This window comes from Streptomyces sp. NPDC091292, from assembly GCF_044757265.1.
In the GTDB taxonomy this organism is placed as follows: Bacteria; Actinomycetota; Actinomycetes; order Streptomycetales; family Streptomycetaceae; genus Streptomyces.
This window is the reverse complement of record NZ_JBIVUQ010000002.1, coordinates 461,511-482,970: the sequence shown is the minus strand read 5'-3', so window position 1 is coordinate 482,970 and position 21,460 is coordinate 461,511. Positions and strand designations below refer to the sequence as shown.

General features: G+C 72.5%; 17 protein-coding genes and 1 pseudogene. 9 read left to right on the top strand and 9 right to left on the bottom strand.

Translation table 11 applies throughout. From position 1 onward, the window contains the following. Window positions 1-24 precede the first annotated feature (24 nt). Complete coding sequence (locus ACIQNU_RS10245; RefSeq protein WP_401363658.1) at window positions 25-2,406, bottom strand: phosphoketolase; 2,382 nt, start codon at window positions 2,404-2,406, stop codon at window positions 25-27. 343 nt (window positions 2,407-2,749) lie between these two features. Here ACIQNU_RS10245 and ACIQNU_RS10240 point away from each other — a divergent pair, with 343 nt between their 5' ends. The 3 genes from ACIQNU_RS10240 to ACIQNU_RS10230 all read left to right on the top strand — a co-directional run bounded on the left by ACIQNU_RS10240 (window position 2,750) and on the right by ACIQNU_RS10230 (window position 4,923). Further along, window positions 2,750-3,118 (top strand): hypothetical protein, encoded by a 369-nt coding sequence (locus tag ACIQNU_RS10240; RefSeq protein ID WP_401363655.1) that lies wholly within the window; start codon window positions 2,750-2,752, stop codon window positions 3,116-3,118. Between the two features lie 382 nt (window positions 3,119-3,500). Beyond that, window positions 3,501-4,019 (top strand): lytic polysaccharide monooxygenase auxiliary activity family 9 protein, encoded by a 519-nt coding sequence (locus ACIQNU_RS10235; protein WP_401363652.1) that lies wholly within the window; start codon window positions 3,501-3,503, stop codon window positions 4,017-4,019. Between the two features lie 166 nt (window positions 4,020-4,185). Then, entirely contained in the window at window positions 4,186-4,923 is a 738-nt protein-coding gene (locus tag ACIQNU_RS10230) for an MBL fold metallo-hydrolase (RefSeq protein WP_401364249.1), read from the top strand. 9 nt (window positions 4,924-4,932) lie between these two features. Here ACIQNU_RS10230 and ACIQNU_RS10225 read toward each other — a convergent pair whose 3' ends face one another. The 6 genes from ACIQNU_RS10225 to ACIQNU_RS10200 form a co-directional block, all read right to left on the bottom strand. After that, window positions 4,933-6,852, bottom strand: a complete 1,920-nt coding sequence (locus ACIQNU_RS10225; RefSeq protein WP_401363649.1) for a DUF2264 domain-containing protein — start codon at window positions 6,850-6,852, stop codon at window positions 4,933-4,935. Next, a complete protein-coding gene (locus ACIQNU_RS10220) occupies window positions 6,849-7,871 on the bottom strand; it encodes a hydroxyacid dehydrogenase (protein ID WP_401363646.1) in 1,023 nt (340 codons plus the stop codon). Before ACIQNU_RS10220 ends, ACIQNU_RS10225 begins: the two co-directional genes overlap by 4 nt. Before the next feature lie 17 nt (window positions 7,872-7,888). Next, window positions 7,889-8,758, bottom strand: a complete 870-nt coding sequence (locus tag ACIQNU_RS10215; protein WP_401363643.1) for a carbohydrate ABC transporter permease — start codon at window positions 8,756-8,758, stop codon at window positions 7,889-7,891. Then, window positions 8,755-9,738, bottom strand: a complete 984-nt coding sequence (locus ACIQNU_RS10210; protein WP_401363640.1) for a carbohydrate ABC transporter permease — start codon at window positions 9,736-9,738, stop codon at window positions 8,755-8,757. The genes ACIQNU_RS10215 and ACIQNU_RS10210 overlap by 4 nt, the downstream gene beginning before the upstream one ends. A 32-nt stretch (window positions 9,739-9,770) precedes the next feature. Beyond that, window positions 9,771-11,111: an ABC transporter substrate-binding protein gene (locus ACIQNU_RS10205; protein ID WP_401363637.1), complete on the bottom strand. Its 1,341-nt coding sequence runs from the start codon at window positions 11,109-11,111 to the stop codon at window positions 9,771-9,773. Window positions 11,112-11,210: 99 nt separating this feature from the next. Then, window positions 11,211-12,377 (bottom strand): substrate-binding domain-containing protein, encoded by a 1,167-nt coding sequence (locus ACIQNU_RS10200; protein ID WP_401363634.1) that lies wholly within the window; start codon window positions 12,375-12,377, stop codon window positions 11,211-11,213. 128 nt (window positions 12,378-12,505) lie between these two features. Between ACIQNU_RS10200 and ACIQNU_RS10195 the strand changes: the two genes are divergently transcribed. The 3 genes from ACIQNU_RS10195 (at window position 12,506) to ACIQNU_RS10185 (ending at window position 15,922) form a co-directional block, all read left to right on the top strand. Next, window positions 12,506-13,408: a class I SAM-dependent methyltransferase gene (locus ACIQNU_RS10195; protein ID WP_401363631.1), complete on the top strand. Its 903-nt coding sequence runs from the start codon at window positions 12,506-12,508 to the stop codon at window positions 13,406-13,408. 146 nt (window positions 13,409-13,554) lie between these two features. Then, window positions 13,555-14,712 carry a hypothetical protein gene (locus ACIQNU_RS10190; RefSeq protein ID WP_401363628.1) on the top strand — a complete coding sequence of 386 codons (1,158 nt, stop codon included), beginning with the start codon at window positions 13,555-13,557 and terminating at the stop codon, window positions 14,710-14,712. Between the two features lie 88 nt (window positions 14,713-14,800). Continuing rightward, window positions 14,801-15,922 (top strand): hypothetical protein, encoded by a 1,122-nt coding sequence (locus ACIQNU_RS10185; protein WP_401363625.1) that lies wholly within the window; start codon window positions 14,801-14,803, stop codon window positions 15,920-15,922. On the opposite strand, the gene ACIQNU_RS10180 is transcribed toward ACIQNU_RS10185, so the two are convergent. Continuing rightward, the gene (locus ACIQNU_RS10180; protein ID WP_401363622.1) at window positions 15,909-16,901 is read right to left on the bottom strand and encodes a LacI family DNA-binding transcriptional regulator; all 993 of its coding nucleotides are present in this window, start codon (window positions 16,899-16,901) and stop codon (window positions 15,909-15,911) included. The two genes, ACIQNU_RS10185 and ACIQNU_RS10180, sit on opposite strands and share 14 nt — an antisense overlap. A gap of 3 nt (window positions 16,902-16,904) precedes the next feature. On the opposite strand from ACIQNU_RS10180, the gene ACIQNU_RS10175 reads away from it, so the two are divergent. After that, entirely contained in the window at window positions 16,905-18,959 is a 2,055-nt protein-coding gene (locus tag ACIQNU_RS10175; RefSeq protein ID WP_401363620.1) for an amidohydrolase, read from the top strand. Between the two features lie 28 nt (window positions 18,960-18,987). On the opposite strand, the gene ACIQNU_RS10170 is transcribed toward ACIQNU_RS10175, so the two are convergent. Next, window positions 18,988-19,977 carry a winged helix-turn-helix domain-containing protein gene (locus tag ACIQNU_RS10170; RefSeq protein ID WP_401363617.1) on the bottom strand — a complete coding sequence of 330 codons (990 nt, stop codon included), beginning with the start codon at window positions 19,975-19,977 and terminating at the stop codon, window positions 18,988-18,990. A gap of 212 nt (window positions 19,978-20,189) precedes the next feature. Here ACIQNU_RS10170 and ACIQNU_RS10165 point away from each other — a divergent pair. Continuing rightward, window positions 20,190-20,621, top strand: a pseudogene (locus ACIQNU_RS10165) (SPW repeat protein); the annotation flags it as partial. A gap of 288 nt (window positions 20,622-20,909) precedes the next feature. Beyond that, window positions 20,910-21,359: a peroxiredoxin gene (locus tag ACIQNU_RS10160; RefSeq protein WP_401363614.1), complete on the top strand. Its 450-nt coding sequence runs from the start codon at window positions 20,910-20,912 to the stop codon at window positions 21,357-21,359. The last annotated feature ends 101 nt before the right edge of the window (window positions 21,360-21,460 follow it).

The following is a 21,460-nucleotide window of genomic DNA, read 5'->3' as shown; positions in this document are numbered from 1 at the left end:
CGGGGCGCCGGGGCCGCCGTGCGGTCAGCCGTTCCAGGTCCAGTCCTCGACCTCCGGCAGATCGGTGCCGTGCTCGCGGATCCAGGCGTGGTGCCGGGTGCGGACGTCGGCCATCTCCTGGCGCAGGGCGACCGCGCGCACACCGAGCCCGGGAACCCGGTCGATGACGTCCATGACCAGGCGGTACCGGTCGAGGTCGTTGCGGACGACCATGTCGAACGGCGTGGTCGTCGTGCCCTCCTCCTTGTAGCCGCGCACATGGAGATGCGGGTGCCCCGCACGCCGGTACGCGAGCCGGTGGATCAGCCATGGATAGCCGTGGTACGCGAAGATCACCGGCTTGTCCCGGGTGAAGACGGCGTCGTACTCGAAGTCGGTCATGCCGTGCGGATGCTCGTCGTGGGGCATCAGCCGGGCCATGTCGACGACGTTGACCACCCGTACCGCCAGTTCGGGGAGGTTGCGGCGGAGCAGGTCGGCAGCGGCGAGGATCTCCTGCGTGGGCACGTCGCCCGCGCAGGCCAGCACCACGTCGGGTTCGGCGCTGCCGTCCTCGGTGCCCGCCCACTCCCAGACACCGGCGCCCCGGGCGCAGTGCGCGCGTGCCTCGTCCATGGTGAGCCAGTCGAAGGAGGGCTGCTTGCCCGCGACGATCACATTGACGTAGTCGCGGCTGCGCAGGGCGTGGTCGGCGACCGACAGGAGGGTGTTGGTGTCCGGTGGCAGATAGACGCGGACGACCTCCGGGCTCTTGTTGAGGACGTGGTCCACGAAGCCCGGGTCCTGGTGCGAGAAGCCGTTGTGGTCCTGGCGCCAGACGTGCGAGGTCAGCAGATAGTTCAGCGAGGCGATCGGGCGGCGCCAGGCAAGGCGCCGGGAGGTTCTGAGCCACTTGATGTGCTGGTTGACCATCGAGTCGACGATGTGCGCGAACGCCTCGTAACTGGAGAAGAGCCCGTGTCTGCCGGTGAGGAGGTAGCCCTCCAGCCAGCCCTGGCACAGGTGCTCCGACAGGACCTCCATGACGCGTCCGTCACGGGCCAGGTTCTCGTCGGTGGGCAGGAAGTCGGCCTCCCACGCCTTGGCGGTGATCTCGTACACCGCGTCCAGCCGGTTGGAGGCCGTCTCGTCGGGCCCGACGAGCCGGAAGTCGCGGCGCTCCGCGGTGTCCTTCATGATCCCGGCGAGCAGCCCGCCGAGTACCCGGGTCGGCTCGTGCAGGGTCGTGCCCCGTTTGTCGACGGGGACGGCGTACCGGTCGAGGGAGCGGATCGGCAGATCCCGCAGGAGGAGTCCGCCGTTGGCGTGCGGGCTCGCGCCGAGCCTGCGGTCGCCCTCGGGCACACAGGCCAGCACCTGGCCGCGCGGCCGGCCCACGGAGTCGAACAGCTCCTCGGGGCGGTACGAGCGCAGCCACTCCTCCAACTGCCGCAGATGCTCGGGGTTGTCCCGGACCCCGGACAGCGGGACCTGATGGGCCCGCCAGGTGTTCTCGACGGGCAGCCCGTCGACCGTGGCGGGCCCGGTCCAGCCCTTGGGCGTACGCAGCACGATCATGGGCCAGCGGGGGCGCTCGGTGGCGCCGCCGCCCCGGGCCTGGCGCTGGATGACGGCGATGCGGTCGAGCGCCGTGTCGAGGGCGGTCGCCATGGCGTGGTGGACGGCGATCGGGTCGTCGCCCGTGACGTGCAGCGGGTCGTGTCCGTACCCGCGCAGCAGGTCGTCGAGTTCGGCGTCGCCGATCCGGGCCAGGACGGTCGGGTTGGCGATCTTGTAGCCGTTGAGGTGGAGGACCGGCAGGACGGCGCCGTCGCGCACCGGGTCCAGGAACTTGTTGGAGTGCCAGGACGTGGCGAGCGGTCCCGTCTCGGCCTCGCCGTCGCCGATCACGCAGGTGACGAGGAGGTCCGGGTTGTCGAGGGCGGCTCCGTAGGCGTGCGCCAGGGAGTAGCCGAGTTCGCCGCCCTCGTGGATCGAGCCGGGGGTCTCCGGGGCGACATGGCTGGGCACGCCGCCGGGGAAGGAGAACTGCCGGAACAGCCGCCGCATGCCCTCCGCATCCCGGGTGACATCGGGATACGTCTCGGTGTACGTGCCCTCCAGCCAGGAGTTGGCCAGGACCGCCGGTCCCCCGTGCCCCGGACCCCAGACGCACAGGGCGTCCAGGTCACGGTCGCGGATGGCGCGGTTGAGATGGGTGTGGACGAGGTTGAGGCCCGGTGAGGTGCCCCAGTGGCCGAGCAGGCGGGGTTTGATGTGCTCGGGCCGCAGTGGTTCGGTGAGCAGCGGGTTGGCCATGAGGTAGATCTGACCGACGGCGAGATAGTTGGCCGCGCGCCAGTGCGCGTCCAGGGCTGTCGCCTCGGTGTCGGTGAGAGTGGTCGGAGCCGGGGGGACGTCCGGCATGGGGCCTCATCTCCTGGGTGCGTCGGCTGTCGTCCTTTGTTGCCCTGTGTGCTGTGCCGCTCGGCATGCGGTCACGCATGCCTGGTCCGACCCTGGCGTGACGGGGCGGCCCGCGCAACGCGGACAGGGGGGCTCATACCGTGAGCACACCTTCTCGCCGGCCGGGCGTGATGCCCCTGGGGCCGGAGGGGTCCCTGAGCACGGGTGAGCCGTGGCGGCGCCCCACCGGTCGCCCCGGGCGGCCCCGCGCAGCCCCCTCCGGTCGCCGCCGGGCGCCCCACGCGTCAGCCTGGAGGTGAGGCCCCCGCCCCGGGTCCGCAGGCTCAGAGAGGGATGATCCATCGTGAACAAGACGGCACATCCCGCGGCCGAGGTCGTGGTGGAGCTGAGTGACTGTTCCAAGGACGACGCGGGCCAGGTCTTCCGGGTGCTGCGGTCGGTCTTCGTGTGCGACCGCACGGCCGAGGACGCCCCCCGGGACGCGGCCGGCGGACGGCCCTCCGTCTGGGCGGCGACCTTCGACACGACCGACATCCAGGGGGCGCCCGGCGCGACGGCGCTGGCCGCGACGGTGACGGCCGAGGTCCAGGGCGGCTACCAGGCCGTCGACCGCCTGCGCGCGGCACTCTCCGCGGCCTTCACGGTCGCCGAGGAAGGCATGGCGGCGGGCGACCAGGAGAAGGACGTACAGCTACGCCTGAAGAGCGGCTGAGCACGCCGTCCGTACCCGTCAGAGCGGCTCAGCAGGCCACCCGTACCCGTCGCCAACATACCGGTCGCGAACATTCCGCCGGCGCCTTATCCGACGCGCCCCCGGCCTCGCCAGCCGAGCGCCTTCGCACGCCCGGCGGGCCCTTCGCACGTCTCCCAACTGCGTTCTCCTGTCGCGCCCTTGACGTGTTCGCGTCCACCTGTATGGTCTAGTCCAAGCAGCAATCCCCTTCCGGATGCGCGCGGTTGATCGCGTCTGCACACACGGACGCGCTGCGCATTCGCGCGCCTCTCGGCCCCACCCTTGAGTGGCCGACCTGTCCGTACCCGGGTCCCCCACGGCCCCGTACGCCCGCAGGGAAGCCAGGAGCGAAGGAGAGTTCATGCACGCCAGGAAGAAGACGGCCGCGATCATCGGCGCCGCGCTGGCCCCGGTCCTCGCCGTCAGCCTCCCGACGGGTTCCGCGAGTGCCCACGGGTACATCTCGACGCCGCCCAGCCGACAGGCGCAGTGCGCCGCCGGCACGGTGAGCTGTGGTGACATCAAGTACGAGCCTCAGAGCGTGGAAGGCCCCAAGGGGCTGACGAGCTGTAGCGGCGGCAACGGCCGGTTCGCCGAGCTGGACGACGACGGCAAGGGCTGGGCCGTCACACCGGTGAGCCGCTCGACGCAGTTCCAGTGGCGGCTGACGGCCCGTCATGCCACCAGCACCTGGCAGTACTACGCCGGTGGCCAGAAGATCGCCGAGTTCAACGACAACGGCGCCCAGCCGGGCGCGACCGTCACCCACCAGGTGAACTTCGGCGGGCTCTCGGGCAAGCAGAAGGTCCTCGCGGTGTGGAACATCGCGGACACCGCGAACGCCTTCTACGCCTGCGTCGATGTGAACGTCAGCGGCTGACCGACCCCGGGAACGCGGGCCCGCCCACCCCCCACCGGGCGGGCCCGTCCGGTGTGCGCGGACACCGCTGCGGCCCCTTCCGGAGTCGACCCGTGCGAGGTGAGAGAGTACGCGGGTCGGATCGGTCGGGGGTTCTCATGAGGCGGGCGCGATGCACGAGGGTGCAATGGTCGAGGTGGCCAGCGGAGTTCATCTGGTGCACGGCAGCGACACGAACTGGATCGTCATCGCAGAGGGGGACGCCGTCACGCTGGTCGACACCGGCTACCCCGCCGACCGGCAGCGGCTGCTCGACTCGCTGGCGGAGCTGGGCCACCGCCCCGAAGCGGTGACGGCGGTACTGATCACGCACGCGCACAACGACCACATCGGCTCGGCGGAGTACCTGAGCAGTACGTACGGCACACCGGTCCTTCTGCACGAGGCCGAAGTGCCGCACGCGCGCCGCGAGTTCCTTCACCAGGTGTCCATCGGCCAGGTGCTCGCGAACGCCTGGCGGCCGGGCGTGGTCCCATGGGCCGTGCACGCGCTGCGCTCCGGCGGCACCGCCCAGGTCCCGGTGGCCGACCCGCGCCCCTTCCCCACCGCCGGTGCCCTGGACCTGCCGGGCCGGCCCGTACCGGTGCACACGCCCGGCCACACGGACGGCCACTGCGTGTACCACCTGCCCGAGGCCGGCCTGGTGATCTCCGGGGACGCCCTGACCAGCGCCCATCCCACGTCACGGCTGCGCGGCCCGCAGTTGCTGCCCCGCATGTTCGACACCGACCGGGCGCGGACCGTCGCCTCGCTCGCCGTCCTGGCGGAACTGCCCGCCGACGTGCTGCTGCCGGGCCACGGCCCCGTCCACCACGGCCCGCTCGCGGAGGCCGCCGGTCTGGCCCGCGCACGCGCCTCCGTGTGACGGGTCGTCTCAGGGCGCCCCCCGGTGCTGCACCGTGATCGGTCCGAAGGTGATCCGCGTGGTCGATCCGTCGTCGGCCCAGCGCACCTCCACCGCGTCCTCACCCTCCGCGAGGCCCGCCCCGCTCACCGCGTCGGCCAGGGGCGCCGGATCCGGTTCACCCGTGAGCGTGGCCAGCGCGGCGAAGACCGTGGCGCCGTCGGTGCCGGCGGCGAGTCCCGGTACGCGGGCCCAGCGGGTGAACGCCGTCCCCTGCGGAGCCCGGGTGGCCGTCGTCTCCGTCCAGCCGATGAGCGCGTGCAGCCCGGATTTCAGGTCCTCGTCCGGGCCGGTCGCCCAGCCGGTCTGATGGACCCGCGCACCGGGCGGCGCCCCCACGACCCGGTGCACCCGTACCTCGTAGCGGCCCCGGACCACGGTGACGCTCTCGACGCGCAGGCCGGGCACCATCGGCGACCTGGTCGGGAACACGGGCCGGTGCCAGGAGGCGGCCCAGGCCCACCCCGCGCCGTGGCCCGCGCCGAGCGGGCGGATCCGGCGGCGCGTGCTACGGACGCCCGCGACCTCGATCGAGAGCTGGTTGTCGGCGATGTTCTCGCCGGAGGTGGGTCCGGTCCGCGTGGAGTAGGCGTGCCGGCCGTAGTGCGGGTCGTCCTCGGCGGCCGACTCCCCCTCCTGCGGCCGGACATGGTCACTTCCGTGGTTATGCAGCCGTACGATCCCGTCCGCCCGGGTCGACTGCGCGAGGAACCCCGGGACGGGCATCGCCACGGCCCGGTCGGAGGTCTCGCTCGGCGCGGGCTCCTCGGTCGCCGTCCACAGCGGATGCCCGGCCGGGGCGAGCAGCGACACGAACGCCTTGGACGCCCAGTACGGGGACGCCGGGCCGGAGTAGCGCTGGAGCGTCGGCACGTGCGGGCCGTGCCAGCCGAGGCTCAGCAGCCCGTCGGGGCCCACGGATCCCCGGTCGAGGAAGTGCCGCAGCGCACCGCTGACGAGTCTTCGGGAGGTGCCGGGGGTGAGCGGGGTGTGGCCGGTCACCGCGCCGAGTGCGACGGCGGACGCGGCGGCGAAGCGGTAGGTGAGGGAGCGGCCGAAGTGGATCGGCGCGCCGTCGGCGCCGAACAGCAGCGAGAAGTCCTCCAGATGGGCGCGCAGCCGCGGTCCGAAGCGGTCCGCCAGGGCGCTGTCGCCCGCGAGGTGGGCGTCGAGCACCGGATAGAGGTGCAGGGCCCAGCCGTTGTAGTGGTCGAAGGCCCGGCCGTCGCCGTCGCTGTACCAGCCGTCGCCCAGGTACCAGCCCTCCATGAGGTCGAGGGCGCGTCCCCGGGCGCGGGCGGTCTCTTCGTCGCCACGGCCCACCGACTCCAGGAAGCCGGCCACGGTGTAGGGGAACAGGTACCAGTTGTTGGGCGAGGGAGTGTGCCGCAGCGCGCCGCGCAGCCACTGTTCGGCGCGGTCCTGCGCCTCGGCGGGGAGCCGGTCCCACAGCCAGGGGGCGGTGAGCCGCAGTCCGAGCGCGACGGACGCGGACTCCACCATGGGCTGGCCATGCGTGTCGTGGCCGAGGACGTGCGGCCACGACTCGGTGTCGTCGCGGCCCGGGGTGCGGGTGCCGGCGGTGAGCCCTTCGGCGTACCGTTCGAGCCAGCCGTGCGGGTCCTTGCCGTCGGCTCCGGCGATGCGGAAGGCGGCGGCGAGGAAGGTGCGCGCGTAACCCTCCAGGCCGTCGGAGCGGACACCGGACTGCGAAGGGCGGCCCGGCAGGTCGAGGAGGGCGCCACGCGGCGTCGCCCAGGCCCAGGCCGCGCGCAGCAGCCCGTCGGCGACGGCCTCCCAGTGGTCGCGGGTGTATCCGGTACGGGGGCTCAGTTCCCGGTTCTCCGCGGGGAGTTCGAAGGGAGCCCTGGGGGCGCTCGTGCCGCTCATGCGGTGAAGGCCAGCCTTTCGCGTCGTACGGGGTGGGCGAAACCGTCGCCCGCGGCCCATCGGGTGACCTCGCCGACCGCGAGATCCGCCAGGCGGCGCCACTCGTTGCCCTGGGAGCCCGCGAGATGCGGGGTGATGAGCGCGTTCTCGCAGTCCCACAGGGGGTGTTCGGGGGGCAGCACCTCCGGGTCCGTGACATCGAGGACGGCCCGGATCCGGCCCGCCGTGACCAGGTCGGTGAGGGCGTCCTGGTCGACGACGGCGCCGCGTGAGGTGTTGAGGAGGACCGCGTCCGCACGCATCGACGTCAGCAGGTCGCGGCTGACGAGCCCTCGGGTCGCGGGGAGCAGCGGGGTGTGGACGCTGACGAGGTCGCTCGCGGTGAAGAGTTCCCCGAGGCCGACCGGGCGGGTACCGAGCGCGGTCGCCTCCTCGTCGGTGACGTAGGGGTCATGGAGCAGGATCTCCAGGTCGTAGGGGGCGAGGAGGTCGATCACGCGCCGGCCGATCAGCGACGCGGAGAGGATGCCCACGGTCCGGCCGTAGTTGCCGACGCGGAGCGGGGTGCCCAGGGCGTCGGCGCGACGGCGGGTCGCGCGGTAGTCGCGGGCCTGTTCGAGGGCGCGCTTCCCGGACAGCAGGATCATGGCGACGGTGTACTCGGCGACGGGCAGCGCGTTGGCCGCGGCGGCCGACGACACCTCGATGCCACGCTCCCAGCAGGCGTCGGTGATGTGGTGCCGTACCGAACCGGCGGTGTGCGCGACGGCGCGCAGGCGGGGTGCGGCGGCGAGGGCGGCGGCGTCGAGGGGCGGGCAGCCCCAGCCCGTCACGAGCAGGTCGGTGTCCGCGAGGACCGCGTGGGCCCGGGGCGTGCGGAAGTCGTCGAGGACGGGCAGGGGCCGCAGGTCGCAGACCTCGGCGAGCGCCGCGAGGGACGCCGGGTCGAGGACGGCAGCGGCGGCCCGCGGTGACATGGCGACGGCCGCGCGGGGGCGGCCGTTCGGTGCGGTGGGCATGTGGTGTCGCAAACTCCTTACTTGACGGCGCCCGCGGTGAGTCCGGAGCGCCAGAACCGCTGGAGCAGCACGAAGGCGAGGATCAGCGGCAGAACGGCGAGCAGGGAGCCCGTGATGACGACGGGGTAGTACTCGGGTGAGACGGTGGCGGAACTGTTCCAGCTGTAGAGGCCGAGACTGACGGGGTACAGGTGTTGGTCGGAGAGCATCACCATCGGGAGGAAGAAGTTGTTCCAGATGGAGGTGAGCTGGAAGAGGAAGACGGTGACGAGTCCGGGTCCGAGCATGCGCAGGGAGACCCGCGCATAGGTGGTGAGTTCACCGGCGCCGTCCACCCGGGCGGCTTCGAGGACCTCGTCCGGGACGTATCCCTGGCTGAAGATGCGTCCGAGGTAGACGCCGAAGGGGTTGAACAGGACGGGGACGAACACCGCCCAGAAGGTGTTGACCAGGCCGGTGCCGGACGCCATCAGGTACAGGGGCAGCGCGAGGACGGTCTGCGGGACCATCACGGCGGCGAGGACCAGACCGAACAGCTTCTCCTTGTGCCGGAAGGCGTACTTGTCGAAGGCGTAGCCGCACGCGACGCTGATGAACGCGCCGACCGCCGCGCCGACGACCGCGTACAGCAGGCTGTTGAGGTACCAGCGGCCGTAGATGCCGTCGTCCATCGCGAACAGGTCGCTCAGGTTCTGGCCGAGCGAGAAGTGGTCGAGGCCGAACACCTTGCTGCCGAAGAGGGCGTCCGTGTTCTTCGTCGCGGCGAACACCAGCCACAGCACGGGCAGCAGGGTGTAGAGCACCGCGAGACCGACGACGACATTGACGACGGAGCGGCCCAGGACGCGCGGGCGCGGTGGTCCCGAGGGGGCGGTGACAGCGCTCATCGGGCGGGCTCCTGTGAGGTGTCGGCACGGGTGGTCCAGCGGGTGACGCCGTAGGAGAGGGCGATGGTGGTGACGAGCAGGACGACTGACGCGGCGGCGGCGAGACCGTAGTTGTTACGGGTGAACGCCGCGTCGTAGATGTACATGCTCGGCGAGAACCGCGAGTTGATCATCGGGGTCTGCTGGCTGAGCAGTTTGGGCTCGGTGAACAGTTGCAGCGCCCAGATCAGCGTGAACATCCCGACCATCACGATGGAGGGCCGCACCAGCGGGGTCTTGACCTGGAGTGCGGTACGGACGGGTCCCGCGCCGTCGACCACCGACGCCTCGATGACCTCGCGGGGCACGGCCTGCAACGCGGCGTAGAAGACGACCATGTTGTAGCCGAGATTGCTCCAGAGGGCGATGTTCACGATGGACGGCAGGACCGTGTGCACGCCCAGGAAGTCGACGGTGATGTCGGCCTTGCCGAGGACGTCGATGACGGGGCTCAGGCCCGGTGTGTAGAGGTAGAGCCAGATGATCGCGGCGATGATGCCGGGCACCGCGTGCGGCAGGAACAGACCGAGCTGGGCCCAGGAGCGCAGCCGGACCACGCCGGAGTCGAGGAGCAGGGCGAGCCCGAGGGCGCCGATCACCATGAGCGGGATGTAGAGCAGGCAGTAGAGCGCGACGACGCCGAGTCCGGCGAGGAAGGTCGGGTCGGTCAGGACGGCGGAGTAGCTGCGCAGCCCGGCGAAGACGGTCCGTTCGGGTCCGAAGCCGAGTCCGGGCTGGTCGTCGCTGAAGAAGCTGAGCCACACGGCCGCCCCGACGGGGATCAGGAAGACGGTCACCAGGAGGACGAAGAACGGGGTCATCAGGACGCCGCACGCGCCGAGCCTGCGGCGGCGGGCCGACGCGCGGCCGTCCCGCCCGGTCACGGCGGCGGTGGGCTTCCGGCCGCGGGTGGGCGCGGCCGGGGTCGCTGTGGTGGCCATGGGTGTCACCTGCCTCTCTTTGCTGCGGTCGGTCAGGTGCTGTGCTGGGTGGTGGCGAGGCCGAGCGCCTTGAGGTCGGGCAGGGTGCCGCGCTGGGCGCCGCGCACGGCGCCGATGATGTCGCCCTGTCCCGCGGCGGCGCGCGCGAGGCCGTCGTGCATCACGGCCTTGGTGGCGGACATCCGGGGCCCCCAGACCCAGCCGTCGCGGATCTTCGCGGCCTCCTGCGCGAAGAGCCGGTAGATGTCCTGACCGCTGTAGTACGAGCGGTCGAACGCCTTCCGGCCCACCTCGACCAGGCTCGGTGCGGCCGGGTACTGGCTGCTGGTGCCGCTGGAGAGCCGGGCCCGCAGCGAGTCGGGGTGGGAGATCTGCCACTCGATGAACTCCATGGCCGCCTCCGGATGCGCGCAGTCCTTGGTGACCGCGAAGGTGGAGCCGCCCTGGGTGCCGACGTACGGCCGGTCGGGGTCCCACTGCGGCAGCGGGGCGATGGCCCACAGGCCCTTCTGTCCGGGGCGGGCGTTCATCTGCGCCCCGGCGTCCCAGGCACCCGAGAAGCGCACCAGTACTTGCCCGTGGGAGATCTGCGCGTCGCCCTGCTTGGTCGCGGCCGGGTTCATGTGGACGAGGTCCTGGTCGACGAGCCGCTGCCAGTACGCGGCGACCTCGCGGGTCGGCCGGTCGGCGAGGGACACGTTCCAGGCGCCGCCGCTCGTGTCGAACCACTGGGCACCCGCCTGCCAGCAGTACGCGGCAAGCTGGTCCATGCCGTCGGTGGCGAAGCAACTGATGCGCCGGTCGCCCTTGCCTTCCGCCCTGGCCCTGTCACGGACGGCGCGGGCCGTCTCCTCGTACTCCTCCCAGGTGCGCGGCGGTTGGATGCCGTAGGCGTCGAAGAGGTCGGTGCGGTAGTGCATGACGATCGGCTCGACGTCGAGCGGGACGCTGAAGACCCGGTCCTCGAAGGTGGTCAGGCCGAGCGCCTGCGGCAGCAGCTTCGCCTTCAGCCGGTCGGGGACGAGGGCGGTGATGTCGCGGGCGACACCGTCGATGGCGAAGCCGGGGACCTGGGGGTACTCCAGGGTGGCCACGTCGGGTGCGTTGCCCGCGCGGGCGGCGTTGCTGAGCTTCGCGTAACCGCCCTGGTCGCCGCCGGGGATCTGGTTGAAGTCGACGTGGATACGGTCGTGCGTACGGTTGAACTCGTCCACCACCTGCTGGCTGCCGCGCAGCGCCGACCAGAAGGTGAGACGTGTGGCCTTCCCCGTGCGGACCGCTCCGCCGCTTCCGCCGCAGGCGCTCAGGGCGCCGGTCAGTGGAAGCGCGGCGCTTGCGGCGAGCAGGGATCGACGGCTCGGTCGACCGGACATGGTGCCTCCCGCGGCTCCTGTTCGAGACACGGGAATCCTGATCGGCTGACCGGACCGGGTCAAGAGATCGATCAGAAATCAATCAAAGCGGTCAAACGATCAAAGGGCCGACTCGGGGGGCGGTTGGGTGGCCGGGTGGGTGGCCGACTGTGCGGGCGGCTCGGCGGGCGGCTGGGTGGAGCCGCGCACCTTCAGCTCCGGCAACAGCTCGATCCTGCGCACCGGTCCGGACGCCGCTCCCCCGGCGCCCATCCGGCGGATGAGCAGTTCGGCGGCGGCCCGGCCGACCTCGGCCTTGGGCGGGGCGACGGCGGTCAACGGGGTGCTGCTCAGCCCGGCGACCGTGTCGTCGTACGCCACCACCGAACAGTCCCGCGGTACGCGGATCCCGCTGTCGGCGAGGCGCTGGACGAGCATCACGGCGTCCTCGTCGCCGTGCAGGACGGCGCCGGTGGCGCGCCGTTCGCGCAGGACGGCGGCCAGGTCGAGCGGGGGCGCGGCGCTGCGGCCGGTCTCCGGCGCGGGGTCGGCGACCGCGTCCGGGGAGCTGAGGACCAGGATCGCGTCCTCGATCTCGGGCCGCTCGGCCGCGATCCGGGCGAAGGCGACGCGGATGGCGCGCGCGGTGGGGCTGTCGTCGCGGGCGGCCAGGACGATCCTGCGGTGGCCGAGCGAGACGAGGTGTTCGACGGCGAGGTGGACGCCGTAGCCGTGGTCGGAGCAGACGGAGTCCGTGGCGTGCAGCGCGCTGCCGGGGCGGGGGCGGCGCTCCATGATCACGGTCGGTACGTCGAGCGCGGCGAGCCACGCGTAGTCGGCCTCCTCGGTGGCGGCGCTGCGCCAGCGCGGGGCGATCAGCAGGCCGCTCGCGCCGCCCGCCAACGCCTTCTCCACGATGAGGCGTTCGGTGCCCGGTGCCTTCGGCGCGATGTGCAGGGCGATGTGCACCCCCGCCTCCTCCAGGACCGTCCGGGCGCCGTGCAGGGTCTCGTACAGATACGAGTGCCGCTCGGGGACGACCAGGGCCACGGCGCCGAGGTCGCCGCCGGGCTCGGCGGGCCCGGACGTGGTCTCGGCGGTGATGACCGGCCGGGCGATCCCGTGTCCGCGCCGCAGTCTGCCCGCGCGCGCCAGATCCTCGACGTCCCGGCGGACGGTCACCACCGAGACCTCCAGCTCGACGGCGAGATCGCTCACCCGGACCGGCCCGCGCGACTCCACGACGGACAGGATCCGCCGGCGCCTCTGCTCGATCGGCTCCCGCACCCTGACCGCCCCCTTGGACGTATCGCCTCGGATGTTCGTTTGAACGCTTGAGCGGAAGCATAACGATCGTCCGGGCCTGCCGTACCGGAATCCCTCCGCCGTGCGGGGCGATGGGCTTCGATGGGTCCATGACCGACGCGACCGAACACAGCGAGCCGTGGGGATCCGACGTCGAGGAGATGATGCGCGCCAACGAGGCCAACTGGGACGCCCGCACGCCCGTCCATCTCGCCAGCCGGTTCTACGGGCTCGCCCCCTCGCCCGATCCCGGCCCCGACGCCGCCCCCGACCCCGACGCCGTCCCCGACCCCGACCGCTGGTTCGCCCCCTTCGAATGGGAGGACCTGGGCGATCTCGACGGGCGGGACGTGCTGCACCTCCAGTGCCATCTCGGCACCGAGACCCTGGCCTTCGCCCGGCGCGGGGCCCGCACCACCGGACTCGACCTGTCCGGCGCCTCGATCGCCGCGGCCACCGGTCTCGCCGAGCGGGCCGGCGCGGACATCTCCTACGTCCGGGCGAACGTGTACGACGCGGTGGAAGCGCTCGAAGGCCGCCGCTTCGACACCGTGTACACCGGCAAGGGAGCCCTGTGCTACCTCCCCGACCTGGACCGCTGGGCGCGTACGGTCGCCCGGCTGCTGCGCCCCGGCGGCCGGCTCCATCTGGTCGAGTTCCATCCGCTGCTCAACGCGCTCGGTCCGAAGCCCGGTGCCGGTGAGGGGCCCGAACTCCTGCTCCGGCACGACTACTTGAGCGGTCGCGGTGCCGTGCGCAAGGCTTCCTCGTCCACGTACACCGACGGGCCGCCGGTCGAGGGGGCGACCGAGAGCTTCGAGTGGACGCACGGTTTCGACGAGGTGATCACCGCGGTCGTCGGGGCGGGCCTGCGCGTCGAGCGGCTGCGTGAGCACGACGAACTGCCCTGGCCGCGCTGGCCCGGCATGGTCGCGACGCCGTCGGGCTGGTGGCGGCTCCCGGAGAGCGCCCCGCGCATCCCGCACCTGTACGCCCTGACCGCCTCACGCTGAACCCGCGCCGAACCGCTCCCCCACCCCCGCGAGTTGGCCGATCCCGCCGCGGCTACCATCGGCGGTCGGACCTTGCCGGGCGTGAACCCGATGGGGAGAAGGTCCGGTGCAGGGGGTTCGACGAACACGGGGACGAGGGACACGGGGTGACCCAGGAGAACGGCCGGGGCGAGGGAGCACGGGCCGACGACGATGCCACGACGGGCCGCGGTGGACGGTGGCGGCGGCTGACCGGGGACCGGCGCGGGCGGCTGCTGCTGGCGGGCGGCGCGGCCCTGGTGCTGCTCGCCGCGGGCACCACCACCAGCTGGGCGACCGGCAGTTGGCCGTTCCCGGAGGACGAGCGGTACTGCTGGGGCTCCTGGCGGGAGAACAGCGGCCCCGGCTTCCTGGGCGACGGCGCGTTCATCGACGACAACGGCAGCCGCTCGTCCACCGAGACGGCGCCGACCCCGGCACGGCCGACCGGTACCTGCACGGTCGCCATCGACACCGGGTACACCGACGGGGACGGCGACGACGTCAAGAAGGCCACCAAGGTCACCGTCGTCTACGGCCCCGCGCCCAAGGACGCCGAGAAGCGCATGTCGTGGCTCGCGGACCTGCTCGGGGACGGCACGGCACCCATGCCCGATCGGCTGCCGGGCACGGTCAACGGCGGCAAGGGCCTGCTGGTGCTCCCGAAGCGGTGCGACACGGCCGACGGACGCCCGACCACCGTGACGCTGACGTCCTCGTCGTCGCAGGCGTGGAACGGCGGTTCCCTGGCGTCGAGCTCCGGGCTCGGCGGGATGCGCTCGGTGACCGCGCTCCTGGTCGCCGCCGCCAACGCGGGCATGGAACGGGCCGGTTGCGCGGACGGCGAGCCCTTGCGGACGTCCTCGCCGGTCCTGCGGCTGCCGGAGAAGGAGGAACGGTACGGCGCGAACATGTGCCGTATCCCGGGCCTCACGGTCGACGAGGTCGCCGGCCGTGATCTGGAGTACCGGGTAGGTGCGGTGACCCGGGACCTCCAGTCCTGCGCGGTGCGGAACTGGCGGGGCAGCGCCGACTTCTACACGGCTGTGATGGTGGCCGAGCCCCGCTTGTCCGCCCTGTTCGACGGCGCGACCGGCACGCGCGCGCCGGCGCCCGGCTGGCGCGGCACGGGGACGTTCACCAACGCGTACAAGGTGGTACGGGCGGACTGTGCGGGGCGTCCTGCGACGTTCCTGATGCACGACATGTCCGAGAGGGACGCGACGGCGTTCACGAACGGCGTGACACAGCGCCTCGGCTGCCCGCCGGTCGCACCGCGCGCCTGACGCCCGTACGCCACCCCGCTCCGCCCGGCGCGCCGCGCGCCCCCTTCACCTGCCGACCGCTCCAACTCCCCTGGGGGAACGACTTCCCATGCCCGACACCGATGCCCTGGCCGCCGCGTCCGAGCCGGCCGCCCCGCCCGTACCCCGCCCCTGGTGGCACCCCCGACGGCTGCTGCGGGGGCGGCTGCGGCCCGTGGTCGCCGCCGCCGTCGCCGGTGTGCTCGCCGGTACGGGCGTCACCGCGTGGCAGACCGGAACCGGCCCGTTCGCCGAGAGCGGGAACCACTGCTGGGGTGCCTTCGGGGAATCCGAACTGAAGACGCTGTTCGGTGGGTCCGCGGAGGTGACGGCCACCGAACTCCCCATCTGGCAGGACAAGAGAGGCTTCGACGGGCCCACCGGAACCTGCCGTCTGACCTCGGCCTCCTCCAAGCTCACCGTCCGGCTGCACACCCTCGACGCCACTTATGCCGCGACCGGACCGTGGGCCGACGAATTCCTCGGGCCCCGGCTCACCCCGCTCGGCGGCGGGCTGCTCGGCATGGCGTCGGACACCCGCGCCTGGCTGGCCGTCCCGGACGGATGCCTCGGCGCACCCGACGAGTTCGAGGGATCGACCGTGGTCGACATCGCGCGGGGTGCGCACGACCCCGATGGCGACGTCGTGACGGAGTGGCGCGCGGTGCTGGCGCGGGGCGTCGTCCGGTTGATCAATCACGTCCTCGCCGACCAGGGGTGCGACGGCACGGTGGCCGACCCCGTGAAGGGCATGCCGGCGCCGCCCGAGCACAGCGACGAGGAGCCGGACGCGCTGTGCGGCGTGAAGGGCCTGCGGCTGCCGGGCAAGCGGGAGTACGAGGACTACCGCCCGCTCGTGACCCGGGGCGAGGGTCCCGTCCGTACCTGCGACCGGGGCCGGTCGAGCCGTCCCTCGCTGCGGCTGATGACGGTCACCGATCCCCGCCTGGCCCAGATCTTCGGCGACCTCGCACGGAACGGGGGCACCAGGTTGCGGCACGCGCGCGGGGACGGGTCGATCCGCCCCGATCTGGGGATCTTCCAGGCCGAGTGCCAGACGGGCGACGTCACTTTCCTGGTCAAGTCGGACGACGGCGAGCGGGCGGACGATGTCGCGGCCCTGTTGCCCGACTTCGTGGCGGCGGAGGCGGACCGGATCGGCTGTGGGACGATCCGCGTCAGCCTTCCGTGAGGCGTAGGGGGCTTGAGGAGGCGCGGATGTCGAGGCGGGCCGGGACGATCACCGGCTCCGGTGTCAGGTCCGGGTGCTCGATGAGGTCGATGAGCAGGGACACGGCTGCGGCGCAGGTCAGCCGGGGCAGCAGGGAGACCGTGGACAGCGGCGGCTCGGTGGTGGCGTAGGCCGGGTCCTCGCTGGCGCAGACGAGCAGGAGGTCGCCGGGGAGACGGAGTCCGATCCGTGTGGCCGCCGCGTGGGCGCGGCGGCCACACGGATCGTAGATGCCGTAGATCGCGTCGGGGCGGCCGGGGTCCCGCAGCACCGCGTCGAGGGTCCGCCCGTCCGTGTCGGCGGGCGCGAACGGAATCACCCGTGGCGCGACACCGTGGTCGGCGCACCACTCCCGGTGCGCGGCCAGGCATTCCCGGGTGTAGTGCTCGTCGCCGGGCCCCGCCATCAGGGCGATCCGCCGCGCGCCCTGGGCGGCGAGGTGGTCGAGCACGTCGCGGGTGGCGGCCCGGTGGTCGTTGTCCACCCATGCCTCGCGCGGTCCGGGGTCCGACGGCCGTCCGTCGAAGGCGAGGGGCAGGCCCCGGGCGCGCAACACGGGCACGACCGGGTCACCGGCCGGGCTGTCGAGGATCAGCACCCCGGCGACGGGGATCGTGCGCCACAGCGCGGCTGCGGGCGCGGCAGGCAGGGCGGTGAGCGCGTAGCCGCGCGCGTGGGCCGCCGCCGTGGCGGCGCCGATGGCCTGCGCGAAGTACGGGACGTCGGCGAAGTTCCAGGGCAGCGGCCCGTAGGTGGTGACGGCGAGGCCGAGTACGCGCGGGACGGGGGCGGCGGCGCCGTAGCCGAGGGCGGCGGCGGTGGCGTGCACGCGGGCGCGGGTGGTGTCGGCCAGGCGCCCGGTGCCGTTGAGGGCGTTGGAGACCGTGGCCGTGGACACCTCGGCGGCGCGGGCGATGTCGGCGATGGTCACTCTCGGCATCCGGTGAGCCTACGGAATCCGTGGCGGTGGCGGGAGTCGACCGCCGATATCGACCGTTCCGACCCGCTGGTGATTACGGAATTAATCACGAAGGGTGCGGCGGAAGCGAGTTCCGTCGATCTCTGGGAGCAGTACCGCATGAACCCCGAACCGTCCGAACGCCCGTCCTCCGGCCCCCTGTCCCGGCGCCGTCTGCTGGCCGCCGGGGCCGCGACGGCCGGAGCCCTGACCCTCGCGTCCCCGGCGGTGGCCGCCCCGGCCACCGCTTCCACGAAGCGCCGCTCCGCCGCCCTCGTCGTGCACCACGCCCGGGTCCTCACCGGCCGGTCCCACGCGCCGCAGCACGAGGCCGTCGCCGTGTCGCGGGACGGCCGGATCCTCGCCGTGGGGCCGTCGTCCGTGGTCCGGCGGTACGCGGGCCGGGACACGGAGTTCGTGGACGCGCGGGGCGCCACGGTGATGAGCGGCATCATCGACGGCCACGCGCACCCCCTGGAGGCCGGGGCGCGATCCCTCAGCCCGTCGCTGGAGAACGGCGAGTTCACGGTCGAGGAGCTTCAGGAGACGCTGCGCGCGTTCCTCACCGACAGCGCCGCGCAGGAGCCGGACGGCTGGCTCGTCGTGGAGGACTGGAATCCGATCGGTCTGCCCCCGGGCACCGAGACCCACCGCCGGATCCTGGACGCGCTGCCGACCAGGCGGCCGATCGCGCTCGTCGGCAGCGACGGTCACAACAGTTGGGTGAACCAGCGCGCCCTGGACCTCGCGAAGATCACCGCGAGCACTCCGGACCCGGCGGGCGGCGCGATCGTCCACGACCCCGACGGCTCCCCCACCGGGCTCCTCAAGGACACCGCGCAGGACCTGGTACGCCGGCTGATCCCCGGCCCGTCCGAGGCGGACCTCCGCGACGCCTGCGCGCTGGCGCTCGCCCACGCGGCGTCGAAGGGCGTCACGACCTTCATGGACGCCTTGGCGGACGCCGCGAACCTCGACACCTACGCGGCGCTGGCCCGTACCGGCCGGCTGCCCCAGCGGATCGTGCCCGCGCTGCACCTCGACGCGGACCACATCAAGGACCCGGCGGCGGCCCTCGCGTACGCCACGGGGCTGCGCAGGAAGTACGGGCAGGTGCGCGGGCTGCGCTTCGGAACGGTGAAGGTGTTCCTGGACGGGGTGATCGAGTACCCGGCGCAGACGGCGGCGCTCCTCACCCCGTACCTCGACGGCGAAGGGCGCCCCACCGACCACCGGGGCGATCTGTACGTGTCGTCGGCCGAGTACGGGCGGCTCGCGACCGTACTCGACCGGGCCGGCTGGCAGTTGCACGGGCACGCGATCGGTGACCGGGCGGTGCGGACCGCTCTCGACGGGTACGAGGCCGCCGTGCGGGCGGGTGGCCGCCGGGGCAACCGGCACACGATCGCGCACCTCCAACTCGTGCACCCCGACGACCTGCGGCGGTTCGCCCGGCTGGGTGTGGTGGCGTGCATGCAGCTCCAGTGGGCGATGCGGGACACCTGGACGATGGACGCGCTGCTGCCGTACATCGGGGCGCGGCGGCACCGGTGGCTGTATCCGGCGCGCAGCCTCCAGCGGCACGGTGCCGCGCTGTCCGGGGGCTCGGACTGGCCGGTCGACCCGCTGGAGCCGTGGAACCAGGTCCGTACCGCGATCGACCGCGAGGGCGCCGTCGCCGAACAGGGCGCGCTCTACCCGAAGTTGGAGTCACTGAGCCGGTCGGACACGCTGCGGATGCACACGGCGGGCTCCGCGTACCAGCTCCGTCTGGAGGGGCTGACGGGGACACTGACGCCCGGCAGGGCGGCCGATCTGGTGGTCCTGGACCGCGATGTCACCCGGGTGCCGGTGCGTGAACTCAGCGACACCCAGGTGCGGTTGACGCTGACGGAGGGCCGCCGGGTGTTCGACGCGGACGCGGCGCCCGCGCGGACCACGGCGACAGGCACGGCGGCCCGCCCCGCGAGCCTCGCCCGCGTGCACGGCGCGGGCCGCCACGGTGCCTGCGGCTGCACCAAGGCCATGTCCCGCAACTAGCCATGTCCCGCAATGACACGTCCCGCAATCAACTGAGGAGGTCGACCAGCGCGTCGCCGCGTTCCGTGCGGGCCAGCAGCACATTGCGGCCCCGGCGCACCCGGTCCAGCAGGCCCGCGTCCTGGAGCTGGGAGCAGTGGTACGTGATGTTGGCGGGGCTGCACTTCAGGCGGGCGGCGAGTTCGCTCATGGTCACGGCGTCCGACGAGGCGCGGAGCACGGCGGCGCGGAGCTTGCCGACGATCATCGCGAGCGGGTCCCGGTCGTCGGCGGGGACGGCCGGTCCCGTGGTCCCCCAGAGCCGTCCGAGGCCGGGCATCGGGTAGCCGATCCACACCCGGTCGGGGCCGTCGAGCGCGAACATCGACACACCCGCGCCGGAGACGATCGGCACCAGGACGAGCCGCCGGCCGCCGAGTTCGTAGGCCCGCGCCTGCTGGTCGGGGAAGTGCAGGGCCGTCCCGACGAGCCGGTAGCGGGGGCTGAGGTTCTGCAGGACGCCGTCGAGGGCGCCCCGGACCACGGCCGCGCCGACCCGTTCCGTCTCGTGCCGTACGAGGGTGTCGGCCCGCTTCCACATCGGCAGGAACTCGTCCCAGACGCAACGCAGCAGGTGGGCGTAGGCGTGGATCCACTGGCGTGGCCGTTCGACCACGGGCTGCCACTGGCGCGGGACGGCGCCGGGGAACTCCTGCTCCAGCTCACGCAGCAGGACGTCCCCCGACAGGTCCGCCAACTGGGCGCACTGCGTGGCCACATCGCCGTACGGCATGGAGGCCGTGGGCGTGACGCAGTCCGGGATCACGGAGTACTCGGGCGCGAACAGCGGTCTGATGACGGCGGGCGCCCCCGCCGGGGCGGCGGCCCTGACGCGGCGGCGCCAGTGGGCCGGGACGCCGTGGCCACGGCCGCCGAGCGCGTCGGCGACCAGCGAGAGCAGGGTGGCGCCCTGGTGCGGCGCCACGGATGTGCGTACGTCGTCGAGTGCGCCGAGCCGCAGCTCGGTGAAGCCCTGCATGCGGATCCACGTCCCCCCGTGGTCGTTCCACGCGTTGCATGAGCAAGGACGCCGTGAACCTGCCGGTCGGTTCACCGATGTCCGATCGGAGAAATATGCACAGGATCTTGGCTCATCTACACATAAAGGATAAATGAGAGCAGAATGGGTATGTGCGGCGAAGTGCCGCATCCAGTGCGGTCGGTTTTGTCGCAACGAAGGAGTCGAGTCTCATGGCCGACGTTTCACACCACAGGGCGGCGGACATCACGTCCCACCCTGACGCTTCGGAAATGCGGGCACGCTACGAGCGCGTGCTCGGCGGTCGCGATGTGGCGCTCGTGGACGGACCGGTGTTCCTGGTCGGTCTGTACTGCGCCATCTCCCCGTGGGTGATCCACTTCTCGGGCAGCCAGCCCGCACTCACGACGCACAACCTGATCATGGGGTTCGCGATAGGGCTGCTGGCCCTCGGATTCACGCTGCGCCCCGCCAGGATGTACGGCCTGAGCTGGGCCATGTGCCTCATGGGCGTCTGGATGATCTTCTCGCCCTGGCGGGTCGGCACCAGCCCGGACACGGGCGTCATCGTCAACAACGTCGTGATCGGCGCCCTGACCATCCTGCTGGGCCTGGCCTGCGCGGCCGTGGCGATGCGCAGCAACCGGCAGGCCGCACGCCTGGACACAGCGAACCGCCTGGACACGGGAGGCCGTCTGGACACAGGAGGCCGCCTGGACACGGGGACCCGCATGGACACGGGAGGCCGCCTGGACACCGGAGGCCGCATGGACACAGGAGGGAACCCGAACCCGAGGTAGTCCCCAGGAAACCAACGGAGGACGACCGCCGGCCGGTTCAGCGCGAGACGCGGCCCGACCGGCGGCACTCCGTGGGCCCGGCGGATCTCACCGTCCAGTAGTGTCTCGTCCCTGACGAAGGGACGTGGTCACATGAACGTCGGTGAGATCGTCGAGGACTTCACGCTCCCGGACGAGACGGGAACCTCGCGCACACTCTCGGAACTGCTCAAGGGCGGCCCGGTGGTGCTGTTCTTCTATCCGGCGGCGATGACCACGGGCTGCACGGCGGAAGCGTGCCACTTCCGGGACCTGGCCGGGGAGTTCCGGGCCGTGGGGGCGCAGCCGGTGGGCATCAGCGGGGACACGGTGGAGCGCCAGCAGGAGTTCGCCGGCCACAACTCCCTCGGTTTCCCGCTGCTGTCCGACACCGATGGCACCGTACGGGAGCTGTTCGGCGTGAAGCGTGGCTTCTCGCTCGCTCCGACGAAGCGCGCCACCTTCGTGATCGGCACGGATCGCGCGGTACGGGAAGTGGTCCGCAGCGAACTCCGGATGAGCGTGCACGCGGACCGCGCGCTGAAGGCGCTGCGCGGCGAGTAGCGGCGGCGCCCCGGACTCGGCCCCCGCCCCGGTGCGGGGCGAGCCGGGCGTGTACGGCGGGTGGAGCGGGGAACACGCCCGTAGTGACCGCAACCGGAGCA